The organism is Aeromonas sp. QDB54 (assembly GCF_027707385.1).
Lineage (GTDB): Bacteria > Pseudomonadota > Gammaproteobacteria > Enterobacterales > Aeromonadaceae > Aeromonas > Aeromonas hydrophila.
In genome coordinates, this window is sequence record NZ_JAPCIT010000007.1 from 1 (window position 1) to 19,120 (window position 19,120).

11 protein-coding genes are annotated in these 19,120 nt (G+C 63.1%); 7 read left to right on the top strand and 4 right to left on the bottom strand.

What is annotated here, in order from left to right; translation table 11 throughout:
- Nucleotides 1–522: 522 nt before the first annotated feature.
- From PG881_RS08385 to PG881_RS08405, 5 genes are all read left to right on the top strand, one after another.
- Nucleotides 523–2,586, top strand: coding sequence for a peptidase domain-containing ABC transporter (locus tag PG881_RS08385; protein WP_270799261.1), 2,064 nt, complete (start codon nt 523–525; stop codon nt 2,584–2,586).
- Nucleotides 2,583–3,947 (top strand): HlyD family type I secretion periplasmic adaptor subunit, encoded by a 1,365-nt coding sequence (locus PG881_RS08390; RefSeq protein WP_270799263.1) that lies wholly within the window; start codon nt 2,583–2,585, stop codon nt 3,945–3,947. The genes PG881_RS08385 and PG881_RS08390 overlap by 4 nt, the downstream gene beginning before the upstream one ends.
- Nucleotides 3,948–3,982: 35 nt before the next feature.
- Nucleotides 3,983–6,127 carry a type I secretion system permease/ATPase gene (locus PG881_RS08395; RefSeq protein ID WP_270799265.1) on the top strand — a complete coding sequence of 715 codons (2,145 nt, stop codon included), beginning with the start codon at nt 3,983–3,985 and terminating at the stop codon, nt 6,125–6,127.
- A 138-nt stretch (nt 6,128–6,265) separates the two neighbouring features.
- The gene (locus PG881_RS08400; RefSeq protein WP_016350040.1) at nt 6,266–6,940 is read left to right on the top strand and encodes a response regulator; all 675 of its coding nucleotides are present in this window, start codon (nt 6,266–6,268) and stop codon (nt 6,938–6,940) included.
- Complete coding sequence (locus tag PG881_RS08405) at nt 6,940–8,322, top strand: ATP-binding protein (protein WP_016350039.1); 1,383 nt, start codon at nt 6,940–6,942, stop codon at nt 8,320–8,322. Before PG881_RS08400 ends, PG881_RS08405 begins: the two co-directional genes overlap by 1 nt.
- Before the next feature lie 297 nt (nt 8,323–8,619).
- On the opposite strand, the gene glk is transcribed toward PG881_RS08405, so the two are convergent.
- Nucleotides 8,620–9,588, bottom strand: coding sequence for a glucokinase (gene glk, locus PG881_RS08410; RefSeq protein ID WP_011705258.1), 969 nt, complete (start codon nt 9,586–9,588; stop codon nt 8,620–8,622).
- Nucleotides 9,589–9,937: 349 nt separating this feature from the next.
- Here glk and PG881_RS08415 point away from each other — a divergent pair, with 349 nt between their 5' ends.
- Together PG881_RS08415 and pyk are read left to right on the top strand one after the other, a co-directional pair.
- Complete coding sequence (locus PG881_RS08415) at nt 9,938–10,792, top strand: MurR/RpiR family transcriptional regulator (protein ID WP_005298732.1); 855 nt, start codon at nt 9,938–9,940, stop codon at nt 10,790–10,792.
- Nucleotides 10,793–10,955: 163 nt separating this feature from the next.
- A complete protein-coding gene (pyk, locus tag PG881_RS08420; RefSeq protein ID WP_011705256.1) occupies nt 10,956–12,395 on the top strand; it encodes a pyruvate kinase in 1,440 nt (479 codons plus the stop codon).
- A 65-nt stretch (nt 12,396–12,460) separates the two neighbouring features.
- Here pyk and PG881_RS08425 read toward each other — a convergent pair whose 3' ends face one another.
- The 3 genes from PG881_RS08425 to PG881_RS08435 form a co-directional block, all read right to left on the bottom strand.
- On the bottom strand, nt 12,461–13,507 hold the full coding sequence (locus PG881_RS08425; protein WP_270799267.1) for an efflux RND transporter periplasmic adaptor subunit: 1,047 nt from the start codon (nt 13,505–13,507) through the stop codon (nt 12,461–12,463).
- 15 nt (nt 13,508–13,522) lie between these two features.
- The gene (locus PG881_RS08430; RefSeq protein WP_270799269.1) at nt 13,523–16,585 is read right to left on the bottom strand and encodes an efflux RND transporter permease subunit; all 3,063 of its coding nucleotides are present in this window, start codon (nt 16,583–16,585) and stop codon (nt 13,523–13,525) included.
- A gap of 170 nt (nt 16,586–16,755) precedes the next feature.
- Nucleotides 16,756–19,080, bottom strand: coding sequence for an acyl-CoA dehydrogenase (locus PG881_RS08435; protein ID WP_270799270.1), 2,325 nt, complete (start codon nt 19,078–19,080; stop codon nt 16,756–16,758).
- Between the last annotated feature and the right edge of the window lie 40 nt (nt 19,081–19,120).

Here is a 19,120-nt window from a genome sequence, read left to right on the forward strand (position 1 = left end):
AATCGGCTCAAACATGAAGAAATGAAATGACTGAGTCAGCCGAGAAGAATTTCCCCGCTTATTCGCACCTTCCCTTGTTGTAGTTGACGCTGGATACTGTCTGTACAAACTGCTCTGTCATATAAATTCCATTATCAATAAATATAAGGTAAAACAAAAAACAAAAATCCCACCAAAGATAAATCAACATGGTGCTAACATTTCATTTTTCGCTATATTTACCATATTTGAAAATATTATTTGATTCAATTAAACAATGATTCAAAAATAGAGTAATTACGTCAAAATAAATATCAACAAACTCATTAAGGTTAATAATGAGGCCACACTTGAGATTACCTTTGGATATATTGACTCAGTGAATTTATTATTAATTTTGTCAGCGCACATAATATTTGACAGATAATTACCGGCTCGTTAGTATGCGCGCCCTGCCTGTAACAGGTCACCTTGCCCCATATAAACAGGAGGGGTTTAAACGCGGCAACGGGGTATATTATGACTGCGCATGACGAGTCTGTTTTGGCATGCTTGAAGATTATTACCGGATTATTGGGCTGTCCCCCTAAAGATATAGATATCACGCCAGACGAACCCTTTGATATTATTGTCGATAGGCTGCAGCAGCAGACCGACAGCCAGATCCGCCAACGTCACATTGCTCCCCGCAAACTCGCCAAACAGACGCTCCCCCTGGTCCTACTCAGTGACAACGGCAACCCCTGCGTCCTGGCCCAGCGTCAGGGGGAGCAGGCCCTGATCCTGGACCCCGCCGTCGGCAACCCGCAGGTCATCGACCAGCAGGAACTGCTGGCTCGCTGGAACGGACGAGTCTATCAAGTACGCAGACAACAGAGCCGCTTTGACATCCGCTGGTTCATCCCGGCCTTCCTGCAGCAAAAACGGCTGCTGGGGGAGATATTGCTCTTTTCGCTGGTCTTGCAGCTCCTGGCTCTCATCTCCCCGCTCTTTTTTCAGGTCGTCATGGACAAGGTGCTGGTGCATCAGGCCTGGTCGACGCTCGATGTGCTGGTGTTCGGGCTGCTGATCACCGCCCTGGTGGAGGTCTGTCTGCGCGGATTGCGGGAGTACCAGTACGCCCACACCGCCAACCGGATCGACATCCAGCTCGGCCTGCGCATGGTGCAGCACCTGTTTGCCCTGCCCCTGCTCTATTTCAAGAGCCGCCAGGTGGGGGCCATCGTGACCCGGGTGCAGGAGCTCAATACCATCCGCGAGTTCCTGACCGGCACCATGTTCACCCTGACGGTGGACGTGCTGTTCATGTTCGTCTTCCTGGCGGTCATGGCCAGCCTCTCCGGCATGCTGACCCTGGTGATCCTGCTCTCCATCCCCGCCTATGTACTGATCGCTTGGTGGATCACGCCGCGCATGCAGCAGGCGGTCGAACAGCAGTTCGGCCACGCCGCCGCCAACACCGCCTTCTTGAACGAGACGGTCGCCGGCGCCGAGACCCTCAAGAGCCTGGCGCTGGAACCGCGCTTCGTGCGGCGCTGGGATGAGCAGACCAGCCAGATGGTGACCGCCGGTTACCGGGTTCAGCAGCTCAACAATACCTCCCAGCACGGCGTCATGTGGCTGCAAAAACTGGTGAGCGCCGGCTTGCTCTGGCTCGGCGCGAGCGAGGTGATCAGCCTGCAGCTCACCATCGGCCAGCTCATCGCCTTCAACATGATGGCCGGCCACGTGGCCCAGCCCCTGTCACGGCTGGTCGAGCTATGGGGCCAGTTCATCCAGACCCGGATCGCGGTGGACAAATTGGGTGACATGCTCAACCTGCCCCCCGAGCACCAGCGTGACGGCGCGGGTCAGGTGAGTGCTGGTGCCATTCGACTGGAGCGGGTGCGCTTTCGCTATCAACCGGACGCCCCCCTCATCATCGATGATCTCTCCCTGACCATAGCGGCCGGCGAAACGCTCGGGGTGGTCGGCGGCTCAGGCTCGGGCAAGAGCACCCTGGCCAGACTGCTGCTGCGCCTCTACCAACCCGAACAGGGCGAGATCTTCATCGACGGCCAATCCATCCGCCAGCTCCCCCTCCACCACCTGCGCCAGCAGATGGGCGTGGTGCTGCAGGAGAACCACCTGTTCAACAAATCGGTACGGGACAACATCGCCCAGTCGATGCCCCATGCCAGCCTGGACCAGATCATCCGGGCCGCCACCCTGGCCGGGGCCCACGACTTCATTCTGCGGCTGCCCCTTGGTTACGACACCGTGCTGGCGGAGGGGGGCAGCTCGCTCTCCGGCGGCCAGCGCCAGCGCATCGCCATCGCCCGCACCCTGCTGGCCGACCCCAGGATCCTCATCTTCGACGAGGCCACCAGTGCCCTCGACGATGAGTCCCAGGCGCTGATCCAGCGCAACATGCGCCAGATCGCCTGTGGCCGTACCGTCATCACCATCGCTCACCGACTCTCCACCGTGCGCCAGTGCGACCGCATCATCGTTCTGCAGCGCGGCAAGATCGTCGAGCAGGGCGACCACGCCAGCCTGCTGGCGCGAGGAGAGCACTACGCCCGGCTGTGGCGACTGCAGCAGGACTTGCACGAGGAGACCCCATGAATCTGCGTACCTGGCTGGCCCGCTTGCGCCAACCCCGTCCACCCCGGCAGGCGGATACCCACTACGGCTTTCTGCCGGCCCACCTGGCGCTGGCCGAGACGCCCCCCTCTCCTTTTGCCCGCATCACGGCGCTGACCCTCAGCGCCGGCGTGCTGCTGACCCTGCTGTGGGCCTGCTGGGGCGAGCTCGACATCCAGGCCACCGCCAGCGGCCGCCTGCTGGTGCTTGGCCGCAGCCAGATGATCCAGTCCTACGAGCAGGCCAGGGTGGTGAGCATCCACGTGGAAGACGGTCAGGTGGTTGCCGCCGATGCGCCGCTGCTGACCCTCAATACTCTCGGGGTCAGTCAGGATCTGAGCCGCTTGCGCCAGCAGCAGGCGTTCCAGTACCAGACGTTGATCCGCTACCAGTCGCTCTACCGTGATCAGGCCCCCGACCAGCATCCGGACTATGTCAGGCTCACGCCGGAGCAGCAGCTGGCGCTGGTGGAGAACTACCAGAGCGAGCTGCACGAATTTCACAGCACTCTCGGCAACCTGCAGGCCGAGCTCGGGGTCAACCAGGCCAACCAGGCCGCCAGACGGGGCGACATGGCGTCTCTCACCACCCTGCTGGCCAACATCCGTCCCCGCCTGCAGGCCCGTCAGACCCTGAGCCAGTCCCATGCCATCTCCCGGGTGGAGTATCTGGAGCAGGAAAAAGAGCTGCTGGAAACCCAGCGCCAACTCGCCCAGCAGCGGGCCGAGCTCGAGGTGCTGCAATCCCAGCAGCAGAGCCTGCAGGAGCGGCTGGCCGGCTTCAAGGCACAAAAGCAGCGGGAGTGGATCGAGAAACGCCAGCAGGCCAAGCTGCAGCTGACCGCCATCGAGCAGGAGCTCGCCAAACTGCGCGAACGGGAACATCTGGAGGTGATCCGCGCCCCCGTGGCCGGCACGGTGCAGCAGCTGGCCATTCACACCCAGGGCGCCGTGGTGCAGCCGGCCCAGCAGTTGCTGGTGATCGTGCCCAACGAAGGGGTGCAGCTCGCCGAGGTGAAGATCCTCAACAAGGACATCGGCTTCGTGCACGAGGGGCAGGCGGTGAGCATCAAGGTGGATGCCTTCCCCTACACCCGCTACGGCACCATAGATGGCGAGCTGGTGAGCGTGTCGCGCGACGCCACCGCCGATGAGCAGCTGGGGCTGGTCTTTGCCGCCAGGGTCAAGCTGAGCCGGGGCGAGATGCTGATCGACCAGCAGCCCGTCAAACTCACCCCCGGCATGTCGGTGGTGGCGGAGATCAAGACCGACCGGCGCCGGGTCATCGACTACCTGCTGAGCCCCATTCGCGTGTATCAGGCCGAGGCGCTGAGGGAGCGATGACAATGACACACGCTTTGCCAGCCTTGGAGGCCCCCGTGAGCGAGACAGCGCCCATCGCCAATGGCGCCCTCGCCGCCCTCACCCACGCGGCGCACCAACTGATGCTGACGGCCGATGCCGAGCAACTGGCCCACGCCCTAGGGTGCGATCTGGCACCGCCCGACCTGACGGTGCGGGAAGCCGCTGCCCACCTCGGCCTTCGCAGCGCCCTGTCGCAGGGGCCGGGCTGCCCGCTCGCGGCGCTGCCGCTGCCGGCCTTGCTCAAGCGGGATGGCCGCTGGTACACCATCACCGCCATCACGCCAGAGGGCTGGCTGCTGTTTGATCCCGCCAGCGGCAGCAGCGGGCTGCAGCCGCTACCGAGCCAGGCCGAGGCGGCGCAGTGGCACTTTTTGTTGCTGGCCCAGCAGGATCTCACCCAAGCCGAGGTCAAATTCGGGCTGAGCTGGTTCAGCCCGGCGGTGCTGCGCCAGCAAAAACAGCTGCGGGACGTCTTCTGTTTCGCCATCTTGCTGCAGCTCATCGCCCTCGCCAGCCCGCTGCTGTTCGAGAACATCATCGACAAGGTGCTGGTGGGGCGCAGCCTCGGCAGCCTGCACGTGCTGGCCCTGGCCATGGTGGCACTGGCCTGCGCCGAGCCGCTCTACGGCTTTCTGCGCGGCCAGGTGTTCGGTCACCTGGCCAACCAGGTCAATGCCGAGCTCTCCGGCAAGCTCTATCGCCACCTGGTCGGCCTGCCCATCGGCTATTTCAAGGCCCGCCAGACCGGTCAGATCATCGCCCGGGTCAAGGAGATGGCCCAGATCCGCCAGTTCCTCACCGGCTCGACCCTGATGCTGGTGCTGGATCTGCTGTTCATCCTGCTGTTCGTCGGGGTCATGTTTCACTACGCCCCGCGCCTGACCGCCTGCGTGCTCGGCTCGCTGCTGATCTACTTCCTGCTCTGGCTGCTGATAGGGCCGCTGGTGCGCAGAAAGGTCGAGGCGGAGTATCAGGCGGATGCCGATGCCACCAGCTTTCTCACCGAGGCGGTCACCGGCATCGAAACCATAAAGACCACGGCCACCGAGCGCCGCTTCTACCAGGAGTGGAAGCACCTGCTGGCACGCCAGCTCAGACGGGGCTTTCAGGCCAAAAAGGTGGGGTTGGCGGCCGGTCAGGGCATCGATCTGGTGCAAAAAATCACCGCCGCCCTGCTGCTCTGGCTCGGGGTCGGCGAGGTACTGAACGGTCGCATGAGCCCGGGGGAGCTGGTCGCCTTCAACATGCTGGCCGGCCACGTCACCCAGCCGGTGCTGCGCCTGGCCCAGGTGTGGCAGGATTTTCAGCACACCCTGATTGCCCTGCGCCGGGTCGGCGACATCCTCGACGAGACGCCGGAGCATGGCAACAGCGGGCTCGCCTCCGTGCCCGTCCTCCAGGGTGCCATCGAGTTTCGCCACATCCGCTTTCGTTACCAGCCGGATGCCCCCGAGGTGCTGGCCAACCTCTCCCTCACCATTGAGCCGGGGCAGTTCATCGGCATCACGGGTCCGTCCGGCTGCGGCAAGAGCACCCTGACCCGTTTGCTGCAGCGGCTCTATGTGCCTCAGCACGGCCAGGTACTGGTGGACAACATGGATCTCGCCATCGCCGACCCCGTCTCCCTGCGCCGCAACATGAGCGTGGTGCTGCAGGAGAGCGTGCTGTTCTCCGGCACCATCGCCGACAACATCCGCATCTGCCGCCCCGATGCCAGCCAGGCCGAGCTAGAGCAGGCGGCGCAGCTGGCCGGTGCCCTCGCCTTCATTCGCGAGCTGCCCCATGGCTTCGAGCAACAGGTGGGAGAGAAGGGTGCCCGCTTGTCGGGTGGGCAGCGCCAGCGCATCGCCCTGGCCCGCGCCCTGCTGGTCAACCCCAGGATCCTGCTGCTCGACGAGGCCACCTCGGCCCTCGACTATGAGTCGGAAGCGGCCATCATGGCCAACATGGCGGCCATCCGCCGCAACCGCACCCTCATCAGCATCGCCCATCGCCTCAATACCCTGCGCGAGGCGGACCGCATCCTGGTGATGGAGGCAGGGCAGATAGTGGAGTCGGGCAGCCATGATGAACTGCTGGCCCGCGAGGGGCTCTATGCCAGGCTGTGGCGTCAACAGACCGGTGCTGAGGCGAGTCAGACCCAAGCTCACACAGGCTAGGGAGTGGCTAATGATGGGGTGGTGAGTAATGGCGGGCTGATTCAGTCCCGATACAGCCAGGGCTGTTAGGATCCGGATTGACTCTCCCCGTCATAAGCCCTCTAATTGACAGCCTGGATCCCCATGATCGCGCACCTTATGAAAATATTGTTGGTCGAAGACGACAAGCTGCTCAATCACCATCTCAGCACCCTGCTGACCGAAGCCCAGAATCAGGTACACAGCACCGACAGCGCCCAGGTGGCACTGCATTACGCCGCCGACTATCCCATCGACGTGGCCATCATCGATCTGGGCCTGCCGGACATGGATGGCCTGCAACTCATCCGCCAGCTGCGCGAGCAGCAGATCCCCTTTCCCATCATCGTATTGACCGCCCGCGGCAACTGGCAGGACAAGGTGGAGGGACTGGAAGCCGGGGCGGACGATTACCTGGTCAAGCCGTTCCAGAAGGACGAGCTGCTGGCCCGCCTCAACGCCCTGGTGCGCCGCAGCGCCGGCTTCATCTCCCCCAGGGTCAAGGCCGGCGACTACGAGCTGGATCTATCTCGCAAGGAGCTGACCATCGCCGGCACCCCGGTGGTGCTCACCAGCTTTGAATACCTGATCCTCGAATACCTGATGCGCAACGCCCGCCAGGTGGTCTCCAAGCAGCAGCTGCTGGACCAGCTCTACGGCGACGGTGAGGGGGACCCCAACACCATCGAGGTCATGGTGAGCCGGCTGCGCAAGAAGCTGGATCCGGAGGGGACCATCCAGCCCATCTCCACCATCCGCCGCCAGGGTTACATCTTCAACCTGTCGTGCAACTGATGGACGTTCGTCTGCTGCGCCCCATGCGCTTCATCCGCCGCTCGCTGCACATCAAGCTGATGCTGAGCGCCATGCTGGTCATCGCGCTCATCATGGCCTTCTCGGTCTACATCCTCTACCTGGGTCACACCGAGGAGCAGGCCCAGAAGGCCAGCACCCGTATGCAGGAGAACCTCTCCAAGCTGTTCTCCTCCAAGCTGCCGGACGCCCATGCCACCACGGATCTGGGCCGGATCACCCCGGATGCCGTCGACCCCAATCTGGATACCCTGATCTGCCGGGCCGACGGCCAGCTGAGCTGGTCCAGCATGCACATGCCGGAGGTGATCCAGGCCAGGGACACCATCTGCCAGGATCTGATGAAGTATCTGGGCGGGCTGGATCAGGACTACTTCTTCAAGCGTCACACCATCAAGAACGGCGAGAGCTACTTCATTTACAGCCTGCGCTTTTTGCGCAATCACGGCGATGGCCCCACCACCTATTATGTGGTGATGGTCGATTCGGCCAAGCGCTACCTGGCCCAGACCCGCGATTACCTCTACCAGTGCATCCGCCAGGCCCTGCTCGCCTACTCCCTGCTCGGCGCCCTGCTGCTGCTCACCAGCTTCTGGAGCCTGGGCTCCCTGCGCACCATGGCACGCCAGATGGACGAGATCCGGGCCGGCAAGCGGGAAGCCCTCTCCAACGACTATGAGCGGGAGCTGACGCCGCTGACCGAGTCGGTCAACCAGCTGCTGGAGAACGAACGCCAGCAGACCCAGCGCTACCAGCACGCCCTCAACGATCTGGCCCACAGCCTGAAAACCCGGCTGGCGCTGATCCAGATGACGGCGCAGGAGGTCAAGCTGGGGCGCGACATCCACGACAACATCAATGAGCAGATCCTGACCATGGATCAGATCATCCAGTACCAGCTGCGCCGCGCCGTCACCGGCCGCAAGCGCCTCGCCAGCAAGGGCACCGAGCCGGTGCCCCTCATCGAGAAGCTGCTGGCCAGCCTCGCCAAGGTCTATCGCCACAAGAAGCTGCAGACCCGCTTCAAGTTCGATGACGACGTCTTCTTCGCCGGCGAACAGGGAGACCTGATGGAACTGATGGGCAACCTGCTCGATAACGCCTTCAAGTTCGCCATCAGCGAGATCAAGGTAACGGTGAGCCGCCGGCTAGACCGGCTGCGGATCGAAATCGAGGACGACGGCCCCGGCATCGACCCCGGCAAGTCGCAGCAGATCTTCCAGCGCGGGGTGCGCGCCGACAGCTCCCCCGGCCAGGGCATCGGGCTGGCGGTGGTCACCGAAATCGTGCACAGCTACGGCGGCCAGATCATGGTGGATGAATCCCCGCTCGGGGGCGCCCGCTTCACCCTCGACCTGCCCTGAGCCCATCCCTGCCCATGCACTGCGCCCGCCACCCGGCAGGTGCATTGCGGCGCAGGCTCATCCTTTCGCAGAGGACGACATCCCCATCCAGCCGGCAAACCGCAGGCATAAAAAAACCGGCCGCGAGGGCCGGTGAAACAGTTCAGGCTTGTCAGGTGACAAACGCACCCAGCGGATGAAGACAAGTCCCAACTCCTTATGGAGCCCTGCCTTCTTGAGTACGTGTAGACACTCTACGCCATGGTCACTGAATCAAGGCTGAACCATGGCTGATCCGTCCCCCGGCAAGCCGCCTGCTTATAACTTGATGCCGAGCGACTGGCGCAGATAGGCGCCGGCACCGAGCAGACCCGGCCCCTCGTGGGTGATGAGGAAGACGGGGATATCCTTGAGGTAGGATTTGAAACGCCCCTTGTCTTCGAAGGCCACCCGAAAGCCCGAGCCGATGAAGAACTCCTGAAAGCGCGGCACTATGCCGCCAGCGATGTAGACGCCGCCGAAGGTGCCCATGTTGAGCGCCAGGTTGCCGGCAAAGCGGCCCATCAGCACGCAGAACAGGCTCAAGGTACGGCGGCAATCCAGGCACTCGCCCGCCAGCGCACGCTCGGTGATGTCCTTGGGTTCGAACGCCTGCGGCTCGCGGCCGTCGGATTTCACCAGCCCACGGTAGATGTTGACGAGGCCGGGACCGGAGAGCAGCCGCTCGGCCGAGACGTGGCCCAGCTCGGCGCGCATCACCTGCAGCACCGCATCCTCTTCTTCGCTGTTGGCGGCAAAGTCCACGTGGCCACCCTCGCCTGGCAGACTCAGCCACTGCTCGCCGGTGTGCACCAGGTGGGCGACGCCAAGGCCGGTGCCGGCCCCGTAGATGGCAATGGGCTTGCCGGCCACCGGCGCCGCGCCCCCCAGCTGGATGCAGTCAGCCGCGTCCAGCACCGGCACCGCCATGGAGACAGCAGTAAAATCGTTGATCACCTGCAACCGGCTCAGGCCCAGATTGGCCTGCATCTCGCTGATGGAAAACTCCCAGCTGTGGTTGGTCATGGCGACCCAGTCGCCATTGATGGGGCAGGCGATGGCGATGCAGGCTTCGCCCACCTGCACCTTGTGCTCATCCAGATAGAGGCGAACCACGGCTTCCAGACTGGGATGGGCCAGCCCGGAATAGGTCTTGGCCTGGGAAATGGTGCCGGTTGCCAGCTCGCACAGGGCCAACCGGGCATTGGTGCCGCCTACGTCGCCGACCAGCGCATGGGTATGCTGCATAAAACAACTCCTTCGTTACTGGGGTCGGGGCGGCCGTTACCGTCCCGCACTTATTATTTGGTGCCAATTCTACCCGAGCCCCTCCCCTTGCGGCGCGTTTGATGGGTGCAACTGTGCGCCTGCTCACAGTGTTGTTGCTTTGCAACATTTGTAAGCGCTTTCACGGAATGACTGGAAGTTTGTAACCAAAACAACGAAATAATTAGACATGAGTCATACTTTGCAGGGCCGAGATTAGTTTCGATAAGAGCTTGTCTTGTATAGTCATCAAGTTGATTGGAAACCTGCTTAGCCATGAATTTAGTGCAAAGACACTGAAGCTAAATTACAAAAACGCCTGGTGGTGATGATGAATACCCTTGATAAAATTACTAATAATTTGGAAAGTTTCAGTAAATCAGAGCGTAAAGTCGCCGAGGTCATCCTGGCCTCCCCGCAGACGGCCATCCACTCCAGTATCGCCACCCTCGCCAAGATGGCTGACGTCAGCGAGCCGACCGTCAACCGTTTCTGCCGCCGTCTCGATACCAAAGGCTTTCCCGATTTCAAACTGCATCTGGCCCAGAGCCTGGCCAACGGCACGCCCTATGTGAACCGCCATGTGGAGGCGGAAGACGGGCCCGATACCTATACCGCCAAGATCTTCGAATCCACCATGGCCTGCCTCGATGCCGCCAAGAACAGCCTGGACATCTCCGCCATCAATCGCTGCGTCGATATCCTGACCCAGTCCAAAAAGATCAGCTTCTTTGGCCTCGGCGCCTCCTCCGCCGTCGCCCGCGATGCCCAGAACAAGTTCTTCCGCTTCAACATCCCGGTGGTGAGCTTCGATGACATCGTCATGATGCGCATGAGCTGCATCAACAGCAGCGAAGGGGACGTGGTGGTGCTCATCTCCCACACCGGCCGCACCAAGGCGCTGGTGGAGATTGCCGCGCTGGCCCGCGAGAACGACGCCACCGTGATCGGCATGACCGCCAAGGACTCCCCGCTGGCGCGCGAGTGCAACCTGGTGCTCTCCATGGACGTGCCGGAAGACACCGACGTCTACATGCCGATGGCCTCCCGCATAGCCCAGCTCGCCCTGGTGGACGTGCTGGCGACCGGTTTTACCCTGCGCCGTGGCATGAAATTTCGCGAAAACCTGAAGAAAGTCAAAGAAGGTTTGCGCGAATCCCGCTTTGATACACCCCACTCTTCGTAAGCAGCGGGGGCCTCGGCCCTCGGCTGTCTCTGCCACCTTCCTTGGTGTAGTATTGTAATTTAGTAACAAAAGCCACCCAGATGGCTTGCAAGCGGGTGCAATGGGTCATGCGCTTGACGGGGCAGTATCTCAAGTCATATCAACTTCAAAACTGGAGTCTTTCATGCCAAGACGTACAAAGATTGTAACCACACTCGGTCCGGCCACCGATCGCGAAGGGATCCTCGAGGGGATCATCCGTGCCGGCGCCGACATGGTGCGGATGAACTTCTCCCACGGCACTGCTGAAGACCACATCCTGCGCGCCAACCAGGTGCGTGACATCGCCGCCAAGCTGGGTCGTCACGTCGCCATCATGGGCGACCTGCAGGGCCCCAAGATCCGTGTTTCCACCTTCAAGGACGGCAAGATCTATCTGGCCGTCGGCGACAAGTTCATCCTCGATGCCGCGCTCGGCAAGGGTGAAGGCTGCCAGGAGCAGGTCGGCATCGACTACAAGAGCCTGCCGGGCGACGTGATCGCCGGCGACATCCTGCTGCTGGACGACGGTCGCGTGCAGCTGAAGGTGGAGCAGGTCGAAGGCACCCGCATCCACACCACGGTCACCGTGGCCGGTCCGCTCTCCAACAACAAGGGCATCAACAAGAAGGGTGGCGGCCTCTCCGCCCCGGCCCTGACCGAGAAGGACAAGGAAGACATCAAGACCGCCGCCCGCATGAACGTGGACTACCTGGCCGTCTCCTTCCCCCGTTGCGGCGATGACCTGCGTTACGCCCGCGAGCTGGCCCGCGAAGCCGGCTCCAACGCCAAGATAGTAGCCAAGGTCGAGCGCGCCGAAACCGTCGCCACCGACGAGGCGATGGAAGACATCATCCTCGGCTCCGATGCCGTCATGGTGGCGCGTGGTGATCTGGGCGTCGAAATCGGCGATCCCGAGCTGGTCGGCGTGCAGAAGAAGCTCATTCGCCACTCCCGTCGCCTGAACCGCGTGGTCATCACCGCCACCCAGATGATGGAGTCGATGATCAACGCGCCGCTGCCGACCCGTGCCGAAGTGATGGACGTGGCCAACGCCGTGCTGGACGGTACCGATGCGGTGATGCTCTCCGCCGAGACCGCCGCCGGTCAGTTCCCCATCGAGACCGTCACCTCCATGGCCAGCGTCTGCGTCGGTGCCGAGAAGCATCCGAGCCTGAACGTCTCCAACCACCGCATGAGCTACACCTTCACCTCGGTGGAAGAGGCCGTCGCCATGTCCACCATGTATGCAGCCAACCACCTGGAAGGGGTCAAGGCGATCGTGGCGCTGACCGAATCGGGTACCACCCCGCTGCTGATGTCCCGCATCAGTTCCGGCCTGCCGATCTTCGCCATGTCACCGCACAACAAGACCCTGGCCTGGACCAACCTCTACCGCGGTGTCACCCCGGTGCTGTTCGACGGCGACGAGACCAAGCCGGTCTACGAGGTGTGCCGTGACGCGCTGGACGTGCTCAAGGCCAAGGGGCTGCTGCAAAGCGGCGACATGGTGTTGCTGACCCACGGCGACAAGATGGAAACCGTCGGCAGTACCAACACCTGCAAGGTGATGATGGTCGAGTAATCGCCCTTCACCGGCACCAAAAACGGCTCCTGCAGGAGCCGTTTTTTTATGGCGAACCCGCCGCCTCAGCCGCGAAACAGTTCGACCTTGTCGCCATCCTGCAGGCTGCCGGCGCCGCGCACCACCACCCTGTCGCCCTGCTTGAGCGCCCCGCTCACCGCCACCTGCCGGCTGTCGCCAAACAGCACAGTCACCGGCACCCGGTTTACCGTCAGCTCCTCGCCGCGCTGCTCCACCTGATAGACCACGCTCCCCTCGGTGTTGAGCACCAGGGCATCGCGCGGCAGCAGCATGGTCTGCTGCTCCGCCAGCGGCAGTGCCACCCGCACCGGCGAGCCGATGATGAAGCGGCCCGCTTCGGGCTTGAGACGCAGCTCGATGAGGCGCGACTTGGGATCGGCGCTCGCCGCCCGCTGGTAATAGACACCGTGACCGCTGAGCTGCTCCCCTTCCACCCGCAGCCGGGTCTGGGGCGCCAGCTGACCGGCCCAGACGATGGGGGCCTGCAGCCGGATGTCGGGCTGATCGGGGTTGACCAGCTCCAGTGCCTGCTCGCCGGCATCCACGTGCTCCCCCGGCTGGATGAAGTGGTTGTTCACCACCCCGTCGAACGGCGCGAAGATGTGGCTTCTGCGCAGCTGCTCCTCAATCTGGCGCACCTGTACCCGCGCCAGCCGCTCGGCCAGTTCAGCCTGCTCCACATCGTAGCGCGCCTTGTCATACTGGCTCTGGGAGGTGCTCTTCTGACGGTGCAGCGTCGCCAGCCGGCCAAACTCGGCGCGGGCGAAGCGCACATTGCTCTCCCACTTGGCCTGCTCGGCCTGGGCCTGCTCCAGCGAGAGCCGCAGCGCCGCACTGTCGAGGCGCAGCAGCTCATCCCCCGCCCTGACCCGGCTGCCGAACTCGGCGATCCACTCCACCCGGCCGCTCACCTCGGCGCTGAGCGCCGCCTGCTGGCGGCTCGCCACCGTGCCGCTGACCCAGATGCTGGCCGCCGCCTCCCCCCGGATCACGTCCGCCAGGGTCACCATCTTGCCCTGGGCCAGCACGGGGAATACGCCCCCCGCCAGCAGCGCCGCGCCCACTACCATCCTTGTAAAACCGTGTGTCATCGATGAGCTCCTTGCTCAGGCCCGCTGGCGCAGGGCGAGCGGTGATTCGACCCGCTCTCCCAGTCGCAGGAAGGCGGGCAACAGGATCAGGGTAAACAGGGTGCTGCAGCTCATGCCGCCGACGATGACGGTGGCCAGCCCCCGGTAGATTTCACTGCCCTCGCTCGGGCTCAGCATCAACGGCAGCATGCCGAAGATGCTGGTGAGGCTGGTCATGGCGATGGGCCGCATCCGGCTTTGCAGGGCATCGGCCACCGCCAGCTGGCGGCTCATCCCCTCCCGCTCCGCGGTGCGGGTCTGATGCACCAGCAGGATGGCGTTGTTGACCACCAACCCCAGCAAAATGACGAAGCCGATGATGGTCAGCAGATCCATCGGCAGCGGCACCAGCAGGCCGCTCAGGTGCAGCGCCAGCACGCCGCCGACGGTGGCAAGCGGCAGGGTCAGCAGCACCAGCACGGCATCCTTGAGGGAGGCAAACACCCCCCACAACAGGATCAGCAGGATCATCACCGCAAACAGGAAGATGGCCCCCAGGTTGCCCAGCGCCTGCTGCAGGCTGTCGGCATTGCCGGAGACCCGCAGCTCACCGCCGGCGGGCAGCAGTGGCCGGATGGCGGCAAAGCTCTTGCTCTGCAGGGTATCGAGCACCTGCTCCATGCTCATCCCCGCCGGGGGCGAGATCTGCAGGCTGATGCTGCGCCGGCCGTCGGCCCGAAAGATGCTGGCCGGCCCCATGTCGTGCTCCACCCGCAGCAGCTCGCCGAGCGGCACGATGCGCCCGGACGGGGTCGCCAGCGGCACCGCCTTGAGCTCGTCCGGGTTGGCCGAGGTCTGTCCCATCAGCATGATGTCGAGTCGCTCCTCCCCGTCGAAATACTCGCCGACCCGCAACCCGTCGCCGAAGGTCTGGATGATGGCGGGCATGGGGGTACGATCCCAGCCCACCTCGGCCAGGCGCCTGTCCTGCGGCACCAGCCGCAGTTCGGGGGCGGTGAAATCGAGATCCGGTTGCGGCCTCACTTGGGCGCCCGGCAGATCCTGTTTGACGATGGCCATGGCGGCCCGTGCCGCCTGGTAGAGCTCGGCCAGATCGCCCCCCTGCAGCAGCAGGGAGATGCCGTTCTCGCTGTCAAAGCCGCCGAACAGCGACCCCTGGCCGCCAAACACCTGGGTGTCGGGGATCCCCACCAGCAGCTGCTTCATCAACAGCTGCTCCAGCACCTTGATCTGATCCTCCTTTTTCGGCCGCACCCCGATCTGGGCGCCGCCCGGGTAGCGCAGGATGTAGTAGTTCTTGAGGGCCGGCTCCCGCTCCCCCTTCATGTAGGGGGCGAGACGGGCGATCAGGGTGTCAATCACCTCCTCGCGCTGGGCCTGCAGGTTGAAGCCCGGGGTGAAGTTCATCCAGACATCCACCGCATCGCGCTTCACATCCGGCAGATAGTCCATCTTCGGCAACAGGGCCCAGGTGGCCAGTGCCGGCAGGCTCATCATCAGGGTGATGACGGTCCAGCGCTGGCGGGAGGTGCCGGTCCAGCGGATCACCCGTCGGGTGGTGCCCTGCCACAGCCCCTCATAGGGATCGAGCAGCCGCTCACGCCCCATCCAGCGCGCCGCCACCGCCGGCAGCACGGTCACCGCCACCAGCATGGAGACGCTCACTGCGCAGGCGATGGTCAGCGCCAGATCGGCAAACAGCTGACCCTCCACGTCGTTGAGCAGCAGCACCGGCAGGAAGATGGCGACCGTGGTCAGGGTGGAGGCCACCAGCGCGGTCCACACCCGGCTGGTGCCCTCCAGCGCCGCCTCCGCCTTGCCGAGATCCCCTCGCTCGTGGCGCCGGTAGATGCTCTCCAGCACCACGATGGCGGCATCAAGCACCATGCCCACCGCAAAGGCGATCCCCGCCAGCGAGATGACGTTGAGGGTCCGCCCCAGCACCTTGAGCAGGCAGAAGGTGAGCATGATGCTGATGGGAATGGCGATCGCGATCATCAGGGTCGCCTTGAGCTGGCGCAGAAAGACCCAGAGGATGGCACAGGAGAGCAGCACGCCGAGCCCCAGGTTGGCGGTCACCATGCCCACCGCCCGGTTGATGTAGAGGGAGGCGTCGAACGACTGCTCCATGTGCAGGCCGACCGGCTCCAGCACCTCGCGGTTGAGCTCGCCCACCTTGAGCTTGATGGCCTCCAGCGCCGCCAGGGCGTTGGCACCGCTCTCCTTGAAGATCTGGGCCGCGATGGCGGTGTTGCCGTTCTGGATGCGCAGCACTGGGTTCTCCTCCCGGGCCAACCTGATTTCCGCTACATCCCGCAGATATATGGGCAGGCCGTCGCGCCAGTCCACCACCTTGTCCCCCAGGGTCGCCACGTCGTAGCGGCCGGCAAAGCGCAGCTTGTACTCCCAGCGGCCAATGTCGAGGGTGCCGGCGGAGACGTCCCAGCCGGTGCTGGCCCGGCTGGCCAATACCGGGATCTCCACCCCCAGTTCGGCGGCGCGGTAAGGGTCGAAACGGATCTGGATCTGGCGCTCGTTGATCCCCTCGATGTCGACCGTCGACACCCCGGGGATCCGCTCCAGCTCCGGCTTGACCCGCGCCTCGATCAGCGCCTGATGATCGTCGATCTGCCCCTTGGCACCGGGCAACTGCTGGATGAAGAAGAAGGTGAGAGTGTCGTTGCTGCTGTAGTTGTTGACGTAGGGGCCGCCAATCTTGTCCGGCAGGCCGGAGACCCGGTTCAGACGGGAGATGACGTCGAGCTGGGCCCGCTGCATGTCGGTGCCGAGGGCAAACTCCAGGTCGATTTCGGTAAAACCTGGGAAGCTGTTGCTGGTGAGGTTCTTGAGCCCCTGCACCCCCTGCATCTCCTGCTCGATGGGGTCGGTTATCTCCGACTCCATCTCCTGGGGCGAGGCCGAGCGCCAGTCCACCGAGATGTTGAGGTGCGGGCGATCGATGTCGGGAAACAGCTGGATCGGCAGCCCCCGGATGCTGAGCAGGCCCAGCAGAAAAATCAGCACGATCGAGACCGCCACCCAGATGGGGCGTTCGATCGCCGTTTTGGCGAGATTCATTCACTCTTCCTGAGTTTGTTGTTGTCGGCCATTCCGCTGGCCTTGCTTCCTGCCCCAAGGGTGAGGGGCCATTGCATTAAACTGGAATTAATCGAGGTTGTAAATGCAGGGTTAACAAACAAAAAAACCGGCCATGACGGCCGGTTTCAGGTTCAGGAGTGAGCGCTCTCTCAGGCGGCGTGCACCACCGGATTTTGCTGGGATAACCCCTCCAGCTCGCCCGGAGCGAAGTTGTCCACCTGGATCGCCTCGTAGCGCAGAGCATCGGCGGCCAGCAGCTTGTCTGCCTCGTCCTTGCTCAGGATGGATTGGGACAGGGCAGCGGCGACCAGCTCCGGCAGCGCCAGTTTGCGGGGTAGTTTGCCCTCTTTCTGGGCCTGCACCAGTTTCTTCTCGTAGGGCTGCACCGAGACCATTGCCTGGAAGGCACGCTCCATCAGACCGACCGGATCCGCCTCGTCCTTGCCGACGTAGCACAGCGCCGTCAGACGGTCGCGGAACTCACCCGGCTTCATCATGGCCAGACAGATGGCGTGGCAACGATCGTCTGCCGGCATCTTGTAACCGACGCCAAACGGGAACACCACCCGCTTGAGCACGGCACCCACCACCTTGTTCGGGAAGTTCTGGAAGAAGCCCTCGAACGCCTTGCCAATCAGGTAGAGGTTGCGCTCCACCGCGTACTGCACGAACGGCAGATCGGAGACCATGCGGCCCTGATCCTCGTAGTGCTTGAGGGTGGCGGAGGCCAGGTAGAGGTGGCTCAGCACGTCACCCAGACGGGCGGAGATCATCTCCTTGCGCTTGAGATCGCCACCCAGCATCAGCATGGAGACGTCGGCGCACAGCGCCAGCCCTTTACTCATGCGAGAGAGCTGCTTGTAGTAGCGGGCAGTTTCGCCAGCCACCGGCGCGCTGTTGAACTGGCCCAGGGTCAGCCCCTGGAGCAGGGAACCGAAGAAGTTGCCGGCACCAAAGGCGATGTGCTTCAGCAGCAGGGCGTCAAACTTCTCAAGACCGCGCTCCACATCGGTGTCGGCCGCCGCTTCCAGCTCGGCAAACACGTACGGGTGGCAGCGGGTGGCACCCTGCCCGAAGATCATCAGGTTGCGGGTCAGGATGTTGGCCCCTTCCACCGTGATGGCCACCGGAATGCCCATGTAGGCGTAGCCGGTGTAGTTCTTGGGACCGAGTTGGATGGCACGACCGGCGTGGATATCCATGGAGTCATCCATGATCTGGCGCGCCATTTCGGTCATGTGGTACTTGGAGATCGCGGTGACGATGGCCGGTGCCTGACCCAAGTCCAGCGAACCTGCGGTCATGCGGCGGGCCCCCTCCAGCTGATAGGTGAGGCCGCCGATGCGAGCCAGCGCTTCCTGCACCCCTTCAAACTTGCCGATGGACATGCCGAACTGTTTGCGCACATAGGAGTAGGCGCCCACGGTGCGGCTCGCCATGTGACCACAAGCGGTACCCAGGGCTGGCAGCGAGATGCCGCGCCCGGCGGAGAGGCACTCCACCAGCATGCGCCAGCCGCGACCGGCGTAATCCGGGCCGCCGATGATCCAGTCCAGCGGAATGAACACATCTTTACCGAAAGTCGGGCCGTTCAGGAACGCCAGACCCATGGGGTAGTGGCGATCGCCGACGCGCACGCCGGGGTGGCTGGTGGGGATGAGCGCGCAGGTGATGCCCAGCTCTTCCTTGTCACCCAGCAGTTTTTCCGGGTCATAGAGTTTGAACGCCAGCCCCAGCACGGTGGCACGGGGGGCCAGGGTAATGTAGCGCTTGTTCCAGTTGAGGCGAATACCCAGCACCTCTTCGCCCTTGTGCATCCCCTTGCAGACGATCCCCTTGTCCGGGATGGCGCCGGCATCGGAGCCCGCTTCCGGCCCGGTCAGGGCGAAGCAGGGTACCTCTTTGCCATTGGCCAGCCCCGGCAGCCAGAAGTCCTTCTGGGCCTGGGTGCCGTAGTGCATCAGCAGCTCGCCCGGACCAAGGGAGTTCGGCACCATGACGGTGACCGCCACGCTCAGGCTCTTGGTGGCGATGCGGGTGACGATGGTGGAGTTGGCAATCGCCGAGAATTCACGGCCGCCGTAGGATTTCGGGATGATCAGGGAGAAGAAGCCTTCCTTCTTCAGATAGTCCCAGACCGGCTCCGGCAGGTCTTTGGTTTCGTTGACGATCTTGAAGTCGTCGACCATGGCGAGCAGGGTTTCGACCTGATTGTCGATGAAGGCCTGCTCCTCGGCGGTCAGCTCGGCTTTACCGTAGCCGTGCAGTTTTTTCCAGTCGGGGTTGCCGCGAAACAGCTCCCCATCCCACCAGACGGAGCCGGCTTCCATGGCCTCCCGCTCGGTGGCCGACAAGGGCGGCAGTATCTTCTTGAAGATGCCGAACACCGGGCGGGTGACCACCTTTTTACGGATGGAGGGCACGCCGAGCACGACGGCTATCGCCAGCACCAGCAGGATAAGCAATGTGATCATACTCAAGTTCCTTCTATTTCACTGTTTCCGTTGATTTATT